General features: G+C 58.5%; 13 protein-coding genes and 1 pseudogene. 5 read left to right on the top strand and 9 right to left on the bottom strand.

The features are described 5' to 3' along the window. A partial coding sequence (locus tag RAD15_RS05080; protein ID WP_458174949.1) for a class I SAM-dependent methyltransferase occupies positions 1–2,348 on the bottom strand: 2,348 nt, incomplete at its 3' end. A 111-nt stretch (positions 2,349–2,459) separates the two neighbouring features. On the opposite strand from RAD15_RS05080, the gene RAD15_RS05075 reads away from it, so the two are divergent. The 3 genes from RAD15_RS05075 to RAD15_RS05065 all read left to right on the top strand — a co-directional run bounded on the left by RAD15_RS05075 (position 2,460) and on the right by RAD15_RS05065 (position 5,632). Continuing rightward, positions 2,460–3,650, top strand: coding sequence for a glycosyltransferase (locus RAD15_RS05075; protein ID WP_458174947.1), 1,191 nt, complete (start codon positions 2,460–2,462; stop codon positions 3,648–3,650). Positions 3,651–3,672: 22 nt separating this feature from the next. Next, positions 3,673–4,884 (top strand): glycosyltransferase, encoded by a 1,212-nt coding sequence (locus RAD15_RS05070; RefSeq protein ID WP_458174945.1) that lies wholly within the window; start codon positions 3,673–3,675, stop codon positions 4,882–4,884. A 352-nt stretch (positions 4,885–5,236) separates the two neighbouring features. After that, the gene (locus RAD15_RS05065; protein WP_458174943.1) at positions 5,237–5,632 is read left to right on the top strand and encodes a hypothetical protein; all 396 of its coding nucleotides are present in this window, start codon (positions 5,237–5,239) and stop codon (positions 5,630–5,632) included. 2 nt (positions 5,633–5,634) lie between these two features. On the opposite strand, the gene RAD15_RS05060 is transcribed toward RAD15_RS05065, so the two are convergent. Together RAD15_RS05060 and RAD15_RS05055 are read right to left on the bottom strand one after the other, a co-directional pair. Then, positions 5,635–6,237, bottom strand: a complete 603-nt coding sequence (locus RAD15_RS05060) for a LamG-like jellyroll fold domain-containing protein (RefSeq protein ID WP_458174941.1) — start codon at positions 6,235–6,237, stop codon at positions 5,635–5,637. Between the two features lie 252 nt (positions 6,238–6,489). Then, positions 6,490–6,717: a hypothetical protein gene (locus RAD15_RS05055; protein ID WP_458174939.1), complete on the bottom strand. Its 228-nt coding sequence runs from the start codon at positions 6,715–6,717 to the stop codon at positions 6,490–6,492. 143 nt (positions 6,718–6,860) lie between these two features. On the opposite strand from RAD15_RS05055, the gene RAD15_RS05050 reads away from it, so the two are divergent. Further along, a complete protein-coding gene (locus RAD15_RS05050) occupies positions 6,861–7,346 on the top strand; it encodes a DUF3024 domain-containing protein (protein WP_458174937.1) in 486 nt (161 codons plus the stop codon). Between the two features lie 90 nt (positions 7,347–7,436). On the opposite strand, the gene RAD15_RS05045 is transcribed toward RAD15_RS05050, so the two are convergent. Beyond that, positions 7,437–9,044 carry a recombinase family protein gene (locus tag RAD15_RS05045; RefSeq protein WP_458174935.1) on the bottom strand — a complete coding sequence of 536 codons (1,608 nt, stop codon included), beginning with the start codon at positions 9,042–9,044 and terminating at the stop codon, positions 7,437–7,439. Positions 9,045–9,264: 220 nt separating this feature from the next. On the opposite strand from RAD15_RS05045, the pseudogene RAD15_RS05040 reads away from it, so the two are divergent. Beyond that, a pseudogene (locus RAD15_RS05040) lies at positions 9,265–9,893 on the top strand (transposase); the annotation flags it as partial. A gap of 148 nt (positions 9,894–10,041) precedes the next feature. Here the strand turns inward: RAD15_RS05040 and RAD15_RS05035 are convergent. The 5 genes from RAD15_RS05035 to RAD15_RS05015 all read right to left on the bottom strand — a co-directional run bounded on the left by RAD15_RS05035 (position 10,042) and on the right by RAD15_RS05015 (position 12,642). After that, positions 10,042–10,863: a DUF3102 domain-containing protein gene (locus RAD15_RS05035; RefSeq protein WP_458174933.1), complete on the bottom strand. Its 822-nt coding sequence runs from the start codon at positions 10,861–10,863 to the stop codon at positions 10,042–10,044. Continuing rightward, the gene (locus RAD15_RS05030; RefSeq protein WP_458174931.1) at positions 10,860–11,108 is read right to left on the bottom strand and encodes a hypothetical protein; all 249 of its coding nucleotides are present in this window, start codon (positions 11,106–11,108) and stop codon (positions 10,860–10,862) included. Before RAD15_RS05030 ends, RAD15_RS05035 begins: the two co-directional genes overlap by 4 nt. Then, entirely contained in the window at positions 11,105–11,365 is a 261-nt protein-coding gene (locus RAD15_RS05025; RefSeq protein ID WP_458174929.1) for a hypothetical protein, read from the bottom strand. Before RAD15_RS05025 ends, RAD15_RS05030 begins: the two co-directional genes overlap by 4 nt. Before the next feature lie 532 nt (positions 11,366–11,897). After that, on the bottom strand, positions 11,898–12,293 hold the full coding sequence (locus RAD15_RS05020) for a hypothetical protein (protein WP_458174927.1): 396 nt from the start codon (positions 12,291–12,293) through the stop codon (positions 11,898–11,900). Then, a complete protein-coding gene (locus RAD15_RS05015) occupies positions 12,283–12,642 on the bottom strand; it encodes a hypothetical protein (protein ID WP_458174925.1) in 360 nt (119 codons plus the stop codon). The genes RAD15_RS05020 and RAD15_RS05015 overlap by 11 nt, the downstream gene beginning before the upstream one ends. Positions 12,643–12,995: the final 353 nt, after the last annotated feature.

The following is a 12,995-nucleotide window of genomic DNA, read 5'->3' as shown; positions in this document are numbered from 1 at the left end:
AGCTCCCAGACGAGCATCGAGGCGTCCCCCGCCCTCAGCCGCTCGTCAAGGTTCGCTGTCCGCACGGACGCCGCTTCGGCGATCACGACATAGCGTCGGCCATTGTGGCGCGGGTCCTGGCCATCCGGGCTCGAGAACAGCAGATCGCGGGCCCAATGCGAGAAACGGCCTTCACCCAGCGTGGCGATCTCATCGTGCAAGGCGTGAGCGGGACCAAGCGGTACGCCGTCTTCGAACAGCTCCAGCGCCGAGCGCGACGGGTGATGCTCGTCGTCCCCGGCAGGAAACGTCCGCGGCAGCGCGATCCGGCAACGCTGGCCTTCCACGACCTGGATCGCATCGGGCGGCAGCTCCCAGACGAGCATCGAGGCGTCCCCCGCCCTCAGCCGCTCGTCAAGGTTCGCTGTCCGCACGGACGCCGCTTCGGCGATCACGACATAGCGTCGGCCATTGTGGCGCGGGTCCTGGCCATCCGAGCTCGAGAACAGCAGATCGCGGGCCCAATGCGAGAAACGGCCGGCTCCGAGGCGGGCCACGTCAGCATGAGCAGAATGTGCCGGTCCCAGTTCCCTGCCATCCTCAAACAGTCTCAGCATCGACCTGTCGGAGCACTCCTCGTCGTCTCCCGGCGCGAAACGGGGAGACAGTTGGAGCCGGAAGGAATTTAGTTCGACGTGTTTCGCGTCGTTGGCGGGAAGCTCAATCGTTTCGTAGAAGCGCTTGCCCGACATTCGCATCGCAGAAGCTGAAGATCGGGCGACGTGATCCGGTGTCGCTATCCGACGCTCAAAATCCGATAGCACACGCGGCGGAACGATCGTGTCGCCGGCTCGGCGAGCAACCGCGATGAGATTGGGCGCACCGGGTTGCGCGTAGCTTTGCGACGAGCCGAGAATCGCTTCAAGTTCGGTGGAGCGCCGATGCTGAGCGCCGGCAAGATCCACCTCATAGAAGACGATCACCTCAAAGCCGTGCTTGCGCAGCAGCGCATCAAGTCCCGACGACGACAAGCGGCGCATGTGCTGCCAGCGATGAAAGAGCACGCCTCCAAACGGAGAGTAGATTATCGCGCGATCGAGGTCCTCGGAATTGGGGACCGACAGGATGACCCGCCCTCCCGGCTTCAGGGCTGCGGCCAGAGAGGCGAAGAACCCTGCCAACCGCTCCTCAAGCACATGCTCGATCACCTCACAGGCGATTACCGCATCGAAGCTGCCCTGATGGGTGTGATCCAACCGATCTATATGGCCGACAAAGGCCGGGAAATGCGCGAGTTTCGCTTCGATTTTTCGAGCGCGCTCTTCCGCGGGTTCCAGGGTGGCAACTGCGTAGTTCGATGTGGCCAGGATCTCGGCCATATTACCATCACCAGCTCCGACATCGAGGTGATGCCCGCCAGGTACGAGCCAAGGCTCAATCCCGCGCAGGAGTGCCTGCCCCAAAACCTTGCCAAAACTCAAATCGTCAAGAGGCGTACCGGCGATTCGCGACCAGAAGTTCGCTACGCTTGAATCATCCCACCGCCAATTGTCCATTGCCGGCCCGGGTACAGCGGCCCGACCGCGTCGCGCTTCGAGCCATTCATTCACCTTAATGAGAACAGCCTTGTTCGAATGAGGAATGGATGGGGATTGTGCGATCCCGAACAGGGTTGTGCCAGCGCCGACATGGATATAAGCGGCGTTAGCAAAGTCAGGATCAACTGCCGCGCGATCGGCCAGCACGCGTTCGTCGAGTTCCATCTCGAACTTCGCAACCAGCTTAAGATCTGCGCTGGCAAGGAAATCACCGAGCGATGCCTGCGTAAACGATCGGATGCGCTGACCACAATGAAAGATGATGCCTGTCTTCGGACACGGGACCTCGTTTTGCTCGAGCCGCTCATCGTTTGGCACCGCAACCACGATGTGACCGCCGGGGATGACGACCAGACGCAGCATCTCCAGAAATGGCTGGACTTCCTCCTCGAGAAGACATTCGGCGAGGCCAACGGAGACGACGATATCAAACGTTGCTTCGGCAACGGCCGGAATCGAGCCTAACCACTCCTGCGGGAGCCTGGGTTCGGCGGTAGGTATCAACCAATCGCCAATGTCAGCTCGCGCAACCGAATATCCGGCTTTCAACAGCGCTTCCGCAAGACCGGGATCGCGATCGCCAACTAGGAAAACCCGCGCTCCTGTCGGGAAGCGGCGAGCCAGCAGTTCGGCGATAAGACCAGCCGCCCGAGAAGGCCAGCGACAAGCTTCCAAGTCACGGGCGTAACAGGCTTTCCAGAACGTCTCGACGCTTTCAGCTGTCCAAACCGATCTGTCAGCCTCCCAAAATTTCGAATTCACACGATCCATGGTTGCAATTCACCCCACCGCCAGTTATTCCATTATACTTTGAGGGGCAAGAGCAACTCCACGCTTCAGCGAGGAACTAAGGGGGCTCCAGTCGCCAGGCTGGAGGGTTCAGTGCAAGTTGTACATGCCATTACTGGCCTTGGCTTTGGTGGAGCCGAAGCCAGTCTTTGTTCATTTATTGAGGAAAGCCAGAGCAAGAACGAGAAGCTCCGGCATACGGTCATATCAGTTCTGTCAGAGGGGCCACTTAGGCCGAGGCTGGAAAAGGCGGGAGCGACGGTTATCGAACTTTCCGGCGCTCGAGGGGCCGCCGGGTTTCTTGCGCTGCACCGGCTCGGCTCAACGATAGCTCAGGCTGATCCCGATATCGTTCATGCCTGGATGTACCACGCGAACGTCGCCGCAGCGATCTTGCGACGCCTGAATTACTTCAAATGCCCGCTCATCTGGTCGGTTCGACAATCCATCGACGACCTGGCTCTCGACCGTCGGTTGACCCGAGCGATTATCAAGCTCGGGGCGCGGATCTCAAGCTACCCCGATTTCACCCTCTATAATTCGCTTGCCTCCGCAATGACCCACAAATCCCTCGGGTATTCGTCCGAACGATACGCGATTATCCATAACGGTGTGAACTGCGATCGCTTCAGACCTCGACCTGACGCGCGAGCCGTACTTCGCGCAAAACTCGGTTTGGCGTCCGACGCTTTTCTCATTGGTCGCATCGCCCGCTATGCGCCGATGAAGGATTTCGAAACCCTTATTTCAGCGTTCGGTAAGGTGCGGGACTCGCTGCCGCAGGCACGGCTTCTCCTCGTTGGAGACGAGATCGAAGGCAACAGTGAACTTCTGTCACTTTGCAGTCACGTGGGCGTCCTCGATTATGTTTCCTTTATGGGCCCTCGAGTCGACATTGAGATGGTCTATCCAGCCTTCGATGTCATGGTGTCGTCATCTCGCTCCAACGAAGGCTTCCCCAATGTTGTTGCCGAGGCTCTGGCCAGCGGCAACCTCGTCACCGCCAGTGCATCGGGTGACGAAGCGTTGATACAGGGTGCGCACGAAGTCGTTGCGCCCCAAGACAGCACGGCCCTGAGTGCAGCCATCATCAGGCTCGGACGACTTGATTCGCCTGAAAGATCGTTGCGCGCCAGCAAAGGGCGCAAGTTCGTTCTGGATAATTTTTCACTCCAGCAATGCTACGAAAGACATCGCGACCTGTATTTCCGCCTTACCACGAAGCGTCATGCCGATGATGGTCGCAAGCCCGAGCCACAGATCCGCTCGACTGTATCACCATAGAAAATTGAGTGGGATTTGGACCGTGAAACCGAGAGCGCGTCTCGACGAATCTCTGTCAGGTCAGACCAAGCGCATCGCATTTCTCGCGAATGATACCGCATTCTTTTTCCGCCACTTTACCCCGGCCATAGAGGCAGCCGCAGCAAGCCGGGCCAAGATATTTGCGCTGCTTCCGAGAACGCCCGACGATCAGGTCCTCGAGCGCTTCAACGGCGCGGTAGAAGTTCTTGAGACACAGCACATGCGCAGGAACAATCCGTCCTGGGCGTTCGTAAGCAAGATCTCCAGCATTGTTTCGATCTTGCGTCGGGTCAGACCCGACATCATAGTCGGTTACTCCATCCGTTCAATTATCGCGCTTACCATTGCATTCCCGCTGCTGAGTGCCGAACGGTATGTCTTCGTTGTGACTGGGCTTGGAACAATCGATATCTCAACCAATCGAAAGGCTCGCTTGTTTCGGACCATTTTCTACCTGCTTATGAGGTTGGCCAACCGCTCATCGAAAGTTTGGTTCATTTTCGAGAATCAATCGGACGCGACCAGAATTGGTATTCCTTTTACCAGAAGAGTTCGCCACCTCATCCTCATGGGAGCCGGGGTCGATCCGGATGAGTTTCACCCGGAATCAAAGCCGCAACTTCAACCATTGCGGCTCGCGACGGTCGGCCGTCTTGTTTGGTCGAAAGGAACTGACCTTGCGGCAGAAGCCGTCTCCTCTCTGGTCAAGGAAGGCTACAAGATTCTCCTGGACATTTACGGAGGCCCGGATTCGGCAAACCCCCTCCCCGTCAAGGAAGCCACAATCACCGATTGGATCAACAACCATCCGGGCGTCCGCTATCACGGCCATGTCGAGGATGTACCCCGGGTCTGGCGTGAGCATCACATCGGCATCTTTCCAACCCGCGGCGGCGAAGGGCTTCCCCGTGCGCTGCTCGAGGCGGCCGCGAGCGGTGTGCCGACAATCGTCACGCGCGTTCCCGGCTGCCAGGATTTCGTCCGGGATGGACTGGAGGGCTTTGTTGTCCAGCCCGGCTCGGTCGACGAGCTCAGGTCTGCGATCAAGAGGTTCATTCACGATCCTCAATTGATCACCACGTTGGGGCGAGCAAGTCGGGAGCGCGTCTTGCAGACCGCGACGAGCGAGATCGTGAAGCGGCAATATTTGTCCATTTTCAACCTCGGCGCTGATAAAGACACTAAGGTGATACATTCCTCGACTGGAGACTAAAAGCTCTGCCCAGGGCACCCTGGTGAAGGTCCCTCCTCCATGACCACCAAGGCCATGACGCAGTCAGATCCTTCCGAACGACTGCAATCGCGCAGTCGGTTACAATCCGGTCGCGTTTTCCGCATCTTCTCCGTCCTTGCCGTCTCATCGTGATGATCGCGGCCCGCTCTGCCGTGGTCGACGACCGCGCCTGCAATCTTTGTCGGACTATGGTTGCTCGTGGTGACGCCAACCATCAACTGGCGTGACTATGCCCGTTGCCTCGGAAAGCCGACCTTGTTCACTCCCCTTTGCGTTTCTCTTCCTCGCCCTCCTCGGCACCTTGTGGTCTGACGCAGAGTGGCCAGACCGGTTGCACGCGATCAAACCGATAGCAAAGTTGATAATCATGCCGCCGGTTTTGTATCACGACTCGCGATCGGAACAGGCGTCATGGGTCGGTTGTGCATTCCTTATCTCCTGCGCGCTGCTCGCGGTGCTGTCGTGGATCGTACTCTTCGAGCCGAGTTGGAAGATCACCGCCGCAACGTCGGAAGGCGTTCCGGTCAAGAACTACATCGACCAGAGCCAAGAATTCACGCTGTGCGCGTTTGCACTTCCCGCACTAAACTTCTGGCGCGCCCGCCGCGTCGCAGCCACTGCTGGTTGTCTATCGCTGATCCTATTCTTTATTACCAACATGATCTTCGTTGCCACAGCCCGCACAGCACTTTTCTGTATTCCCGTGCTATTAGGCCCATTTGCCTGAGGTCATTTGAGCTGGCGAGCATCCCTACTTCTGCTTGTGAGCGCTGTTGCTGAGTGATGCCAGTCGATCGACGGCGCCGCGACGCCGCCGGTGCCGCCGGCGGTCGCTGCGCCGGCCGCGGGCTTGTTCGCCTGTGCGGTCGCTTTCGGCGCCTGCGCGTTCATGGTCGCCTTGACGTCGGCTGGCTGCAGCGCCGCATCGATCGCGGCCACCGCTGTCGCGTCGCTATAGTCGGTCGATATGCCGATCTCGGAGATCTTGCCATCCCAATAGGACGCATCTCCCGAGTTCTTTCCTCGACCCAGGCACAGGCCGCCCGCATCGCTCCAATTGCCTGACGCGGTCGACGTCTGCTTCTGGGTTCCGTTGACGTAGGCGAGCGTTCCATCTGACTTGACGGTGGCAATCAGACGGAACGGCGCACCATTGGTCAGATCGTTTGGCGGGAAGCCCATGAAGACGCTGTTGCGGTTGAACGTAATGCGGTCGTTCCCGCCCTTTCGCTCGATGTCGAACGAACCGGCGTTGTTGTAGTCGTGCGTCTGGCTTGGCGCTGTGTAGGAAACAAGACGCCCACCGCCATCGGTGGCTGTCGTGAAGATCACAGCCGTGTTGCAGCAGCAGCGACATCAGGACGGCCCCATCCGATGCGAAGACATCGACCGGCGAGTTGACCTTCTGCGCGTTGAGGAAGATCTTCGCGATCGGACTGACGCGCGGCTCGGCACCGCAGCTGCCGTTGCAGAGCATCTCCCGCCCGAGGCCGACCTTGTAGCGCTGGCCCTCGTGCTCGATCGCGATGGTTTCGCGGAGCCGGCGGGTGGCGAGGCGGGGACGTGTGGTCAGATGACTTGGGGTCAATTGTCGAGCCCCTTCTTTTCGCCGCCCATGACGATCCGGTCGCGCACGGTGCGCAGGTCGGCGATCACGTCTTCGACGTTCTCGCAGCCGATCGTGAGCTGTGCGTGCGGACAATCGTCCGGTCGAGCAGATGGATGTGGATCGCTCGGCAAGCCGGGTCCGGGCAGGTTCCGATCGAGATGCTGTGCGCGTTGAAGAATGGCCGCCGTGATGTCATGCTGCACCTTCCAACGCGCGCTCTTCCAGCCTCGCGACCCGCAGGCTTGGCTTGCGGCACGCATCGACGATCATGCTTTCAAGAGAGCTTCTGCCATGGAACTGGCGTAAACTCGTGCCGATCGATGTCGAGGCGGCGTGAGGAGGGTACATGAGAGCGGGCGGTCTATCCGCGGCAGACAAATCGGCGGTGACGGCCGCCTGCCAGCAGCTGATCGAAGGCTTCCTGAAGCCCCGCTTCCTGCCCACTATCCGGCCGACGCAGTTCAACTACCCGGTCGATATCCTGGGAAAGTGCCACGGCGCCAAATATCGCCTCATTCAACGCTACCGCTCCGGCTTCCCGGAGAATCTCGGTGAAGAGTTCGACGCTCCGTTCGCTCGCCTCGACTGGATTAGACATAATCGCTTCGACATACGGTGGCACCGTCACACCGGAGAATGGTTCTGCCTCCATCGCGGCCTCACCCTCGCCGAAGCGATTGAAACGTTAAAGATTGGACGGATTGCTCCATCCATCTTAAACACCGCAACTCCGCAAGCTCAGGAGCCCGGGTCCTCGCCGGACGGATACCCACTATTGCAAGGCGGACAATTGTTCACGCGCTCGTCGAAATGTCAGCGAACGTTGCACTGACAGTGCGCGCTATGAACCGGTCCTGTAGTGCTTTTGTACTGGGGAGCCACTTTGCCGGCGCCTTTTGTCCTTAATCTGATGGGCGACTGATCAGATGGGCTGAAGTCGACGTCTCTTGCCACGTGTTCCTTCGTGCAGAACACGTTCGACAAGAACTCGAGACACGTCTCCAAAAGACCCGAATTGTTCAATCATGCGAGATGCACGGGATGCCTCAGAGAACCAGAACAATGGGCCCTGGAATGACAACGAAGTTGATGGCATCAGGACGTAATCCAGAATAGCTTCATTATTCTCTGCGAGCCGCAGCGCCACAACCCATCCTGCGGGCCACCCCACGCGGTGAACCAGCTTCCATTTTGGCGGAATGCTGACATATTTTCGGCAAGTGGCTATTCGAAAACAGATATTCACGGCATCATCGACTCGTAGACATTCAGTCGATGAGTCAAAAGTGGCGTTTCGGCCAGATTGCTCAAAGGTGTTTTGGAGCAGCCCTGCATTTTCTCGCTGAAGCTTTACCAACCGTTTATGCGTATCAAGTCTGGCCCAGTAACTCTTATTACCGGCATAACCGATCATGCGGTAGAGATTCCGCAGGGTCCCGAAGTGTTTTAGATAGGTTGCTACAGACGGAAGACCCGGGGCAGCGTCAATGATTGGCGCACTTAACTTCCCTTTCTTCATGAGAAGTTTTCGAAGGCGCACGAGCATTTCTTCTTCCGATATTTTGACACAACGCTGCTCTAGAGCTTTGCTTACGCTTCTAAAGACGTCATAATCGATGATCGCTTCGATTGCGCCCTCGCTCCTAACCCAGAGCTCTTTTGGATTCGTGGTTCTCGTAGCGCCGAGCTTCTGCGTCTGCCTATTATACACCACGTTGCCAATATAGGCTTCACGCCGCAAAAGCGCGCTGATCGAGCTTTGGGTCCAAGGTCCTTCCCTATTGGTCAAGACGCCCCGCTCGTTAAGCTCACGCGCGATTTCTTCTTGGAACGCCCCGCGTAGATATTCATTGAAGATCCATCGGACGACCTCGACCTTTGCTTCTGGTCCAGGAGCCAACCTCACCCGATCTGTCGAGAGAAATTTGTGCTCACCCGCTTGTAATGTTCCTTTCCGACGGCATTCGCCGTCCACAACCTGTCGTTCTAATCCAAAGGGTTCTCGGCCGCCGACTTTGAAGCCTTTGCTGGATAGACGAACAGACGCCGCGTGGACTTTCGCAGAAAGCTCCCGGCTGAACTCGGCCGCCATAACTCTTTTGATATTCTTCATGATGCTGGAAAGTAGACTGCCGTCATTGTCAAACTGCTCCGCGCAATATGTGACTCTTACTCCTGCCTTCCGACAGATGAACTCATAGTGTGCGCTCTCGTCGACGTCTTGAAAGCGGCCCCAACGACTAACGTCAAAGATCAGCAAATGACCAAAATCTGCCTGATGAGAGCTAATATCATCAATTAGTTTGGTTATTCCTCGCCTATTGTCGATTTTTAGTCCGCTCTCGCCCGCGTCGCGATAAGTGCGGACAATTGTCAAATTGTGAAGCTCGGCGTACGTGGCGATAACCGCCGCCTGATTCTCAATTGAATATTGCTGATGGTCTGTGGACATCCGGACGTATTGCGCCGCGCGATACTGGTCTTGCGCGCGGAGCGAACGATCCTTGTGTACAATGAGAGCTTTTGACATCGGCGTGACCGCGCCTTCCGCATCAGTTGCTCATGGCTTCAATTGCAAGATGTAGATGGAGCGTGCTGAAATACAATCAGCACTTCTGGCTTACTCCGCAGTCAATCAGCTTGAACTGCCAGTCGGATGTCTGATTCTGGGCGATTTTGTTGAAAAAGGCTGCAGTTGCGAGTCAGTGATAGCAGTGATTCAGTCTGTCAAATTGGCGGGACTGAAGATCATGATGGGACATCGGCAAGTCGAGCAGGCTGCTTTGTTCTATGAGTTCTCGCTCGAGAGGCACGTCCTTTCCGACCACTTGCTTCGCTCGATCGATAGATTTGTCGATCTTGAACAGATTAGACAGGACCTGGCCCCTTCTACAGTAAGATCGGCCGGCCTTCGATCGATCCCGAGCTGATCGGCTATTGCTTCGGCATCCGATCGGAGCGGCGTCTGTGCGATGAGGTTCACCTCAATTTGGCCTACCGGTGGTTCTGCCGGCTCGGCCTGGACGGTGCGGTGCCGGATCACTCGACGTTCTCCAAGAACAGACATGGTCGCTTTCGAGAAAGCGATCTCTTCCGTCGCGTGTTCGAGAACGTCTTGCAACGTTGTATCGTGGAGCGGCTGGTCGGCGTCGACGCGTGCCTGATCAAGGCCGACGCTAATCGGCAAAAGGGGACTGAAGGCGACAAGGGGACACCCGCCGGAGGCGGCACGCCGGCGGTTAATGAGTACCTAACTGTCCTCGATGATGCCGCTTTCGGTGCAGCGACGGAGGTCACGCCGAAGTTCGTATCGCCTGCCGATCCAGCGGCACGCTGGGCGGGCGCGCACGGCGGCCAAGCCTTCTTCGCCCACTCGACAAGGCTTGTGCGCAAGGGTTGCCTGACATTGCGATGGCCGACACCGAGGTCCGCTTTGGAGTCACAAGCTGCGGTGACGAACGGCACGGTGACCTGCCTATGTCGGGTTGGCTCTTAGCACCAGAGCGGACTGCTGGTCCGAGGCGTGATCAGGCAGCCTCTGATCTTGTACAGGCAGCGACGGCCCCCAAAAAATTGGCTGCCTCCAGCAACTCGGCTGCCGACCAACTGCCCACGAACCTTTCGACTGACTGCTCTCTAAGTCTTAGCAGCACTCCAACGGCATCGGCGAAGGACCCTGCATCGGGCCACGGCCGTTCCGTGCCGAATTTCTGCTTCCCACATGGGGGGATCGTCGGCGGTAGGTCCGGAGGATCACCATCGAGGATCCCCTCGGCTTCTCGCTCTGCCTCCCGATCCGCCTCGGCGAGATCTGCAACGTACTCTCGCTTTGCCTCATCAATGATTGCCTCCGCCTCCTCGTCAGTCTCCGGCTTACGTTCTTTGAGCGCGTTCGTAGCCGGCTCGGCCCAAGGGCGCCCAGCGAGTCGGACGAGCCCGGCGAGCGTTGCGTCCGGATAGTCGCCAAAGGTACGCCGACCGATTCCGACCTGGAAGACGCGCTCGGCGTCTCGCCTAGTTAAATGCCTTGTGGCGGCATGTTTGCACAGTTCAGCGACGACCGAGGGGAGTTTATCTTCGTCAAGGTCGAGAAGATCGTAAAGAACTGTCGCGGGGACCTTCAAATTCCGCAAATTGCGGAATCTCGACGCCAACTCCGCGACACCGGCGTATCGATCAGCAGTGTCCCAGCTCCAACCGAATTGTTCCAGCCACGCCATCCACTCGCCATATTCGCATCGGGCGCGCGCTTCGAGAAGTAAATCGCCGATCTCGAAAATCTTCTTTCTCTCCAGCTTGTGAATCTCGTGCGCGATAGTAGCGAGGGCGCGGAGGTTGGCCGCAGTCATGTGATCAAGCTCCTCTTTAGCGCCAGCTCAAACAGCACGATGGCCTTAGGATTCAGCCGGCCCGCGATCCTGAGCGGCATACTCGTCGGCGCGATGTGTCCAAATAAGCGGCCTCGTTCGTATTCCCAACTTCCGTTTCGCCAGTCGAACGGCCCTCCGTTGCGCGCCTCCTCAAGACCTATCGCAAATTCGGGGCTCTTCATGATCCACGCCACCGAAACAGGGACAGTGTGAACCTGCGTCATGGCCTTCCATCGGGGGGTAGTGGTTGACCGCCAATCACCTTCTCGAAAGCATGCACGACGCCGAGCTCGCGACCGTAGGTCTCGGGGTCGATGTGGCTGCCTAAAATGGCGTTGCGGTTGAGATCGACGACGTAGAAGTTGCCGAGGTCGCCCCACCATCGGCTACTGCGGCGACAGGATCGCATGCGCTGTTGCTCCAGCTTGAGCTTGCGGTTGATGCGCAAGATCAGCGCGCGTGTAATTGGCACTTTGTGCATCTGTGTTCATCTCCACTTGACGGGACAAACGTGAGCGCAAGCGCAGCGAGACGCAATACGCCGGAGCGCATCTGGTGGTTTGCGAACTTGAAGATATGGTTTGTTTGCGCCGATGAGTCCGGGCGACCGCGAGCGGAGCCCGTCCAGCGCGATGGACGGCGGGGCGTGCCAGACGGCGGCGAGATCAGGCGGGCGCACCATCGGGCTCGCGGCACGATCTGGCGGGGCATGCGGGAGGTGAGCGAGGGACGTTCGGGGATTTTTTTAAAAATTATAGGCGGAGGCAGAGAGGCGCAGGATGAGATTTATTCAAGGCGTCGCCGGGAACTGCGGGGGTGGGGGTAGTACTGGCTCCCCCTGGGGGTGGGCATGATCGATGCTCCGAGACTGTCACGACGGCGAACGCGCGAGGAGATCGGGTGGCGCGCTCGTTCACTTGCGCCAGATGGCGCACCTGCAAAGCCGTTGGCCGCGACGGCAAGCAATCTCGCTCCTCTACGTGGAGCGCTGTTATTGCTGAAACCACCTATTTTCATAGTGTTTTTGGTTCGGTGACATCAGCCCTACCCCCAAACTGTCCCCGCTTCCGGGCCTTCGCCTGCATCCGTTCCTTGAAGCTCAAGCTGCGCGGCGCCGTCCGCTCCAGCCGCTTGAGTATGGCGGCGATCTCGACGTAGCCGAGCGCGGCCATGACGCGCCGGGCCTCGTTCAGCGTCTCGCGGGTGAATTCGCACGACTTCAGCACGATCTCGGCATGAAGGCCCTCGTCAACGCCTGCGAGGCGCGCCTCTGCTGCGAGCAGTGCGAGGCCTTCGGCCAGCGTCTCGACGCGCACACCATCATCTGGCGCGTTTGGATCGTCGAGGTGCTGCCGCAGATGGGCGACGCCTTCCCGCACGATCTGCTGGCGCTGAAGATCAGCCGGCATCGATCACCTTCACCTTCGGCAGCCTGGTCGGCGCCTCGTTGCCCAACAGCGACACGGCGGATCGGAAGGCGTCGAGCACGTTCTGCGCATCAACGCCAACCGTCTGGTTGATGTTGTAGTCCCTCGGCATCAGGCTGGCGATCACCTTCAACAGCGCGGCAGGATCATCACGAGCGACGCGGGCGATGACGTCGGGGCCGTGTTCCTCCCAAGCGTCACGCAGATCGGCGACGAAGGCCTCGCCGAGTTTGTTGCGGGCGCCAACCTTGCGTCCGGGGCCTCCGGAATTGCCCGACACAAATCGGCCTGTCTTGCCGTCGCGATCTGCTTTGTCGGTCAGTTGGCTCATGACGTCGTCGACCAGGACATGCGGACCATCCGATCTCCATATCGCTTGATTCCGCGTTCCAGCGTATCGCAGGTGCGATACGTGCCGATCACCCGTTTCTTGCCGTAGCGCTCCATCAATTTGAACGCGCCGGTATTGCCTCGCACCGTAAGAGCCAGATGATTTGCATAGGCCCGAACTCTTCGTTCTCGTGTCATGCTCTATTCGTCGCGCTCGATGATGTCCGCGTCGCTCATGGCGTTACGTTACCGCGTCATGCCCTCGTTATGGAAGTAGCTGCCGCGAGGTTGGTGGTTCGTCGATCTCGTTTTGCAACCGCTGGGTTGATCTCGCCGCATGCGTTTCATCTTAGG

The organism is Bradyrhizobium sp. 14AA (assembly GCF_054185205.1).
The sequence above is the reverse complement of the archived record's forward strand: the minus strand, read 5'-3'. Positions and strand labels throughout refer to the sequence as shown.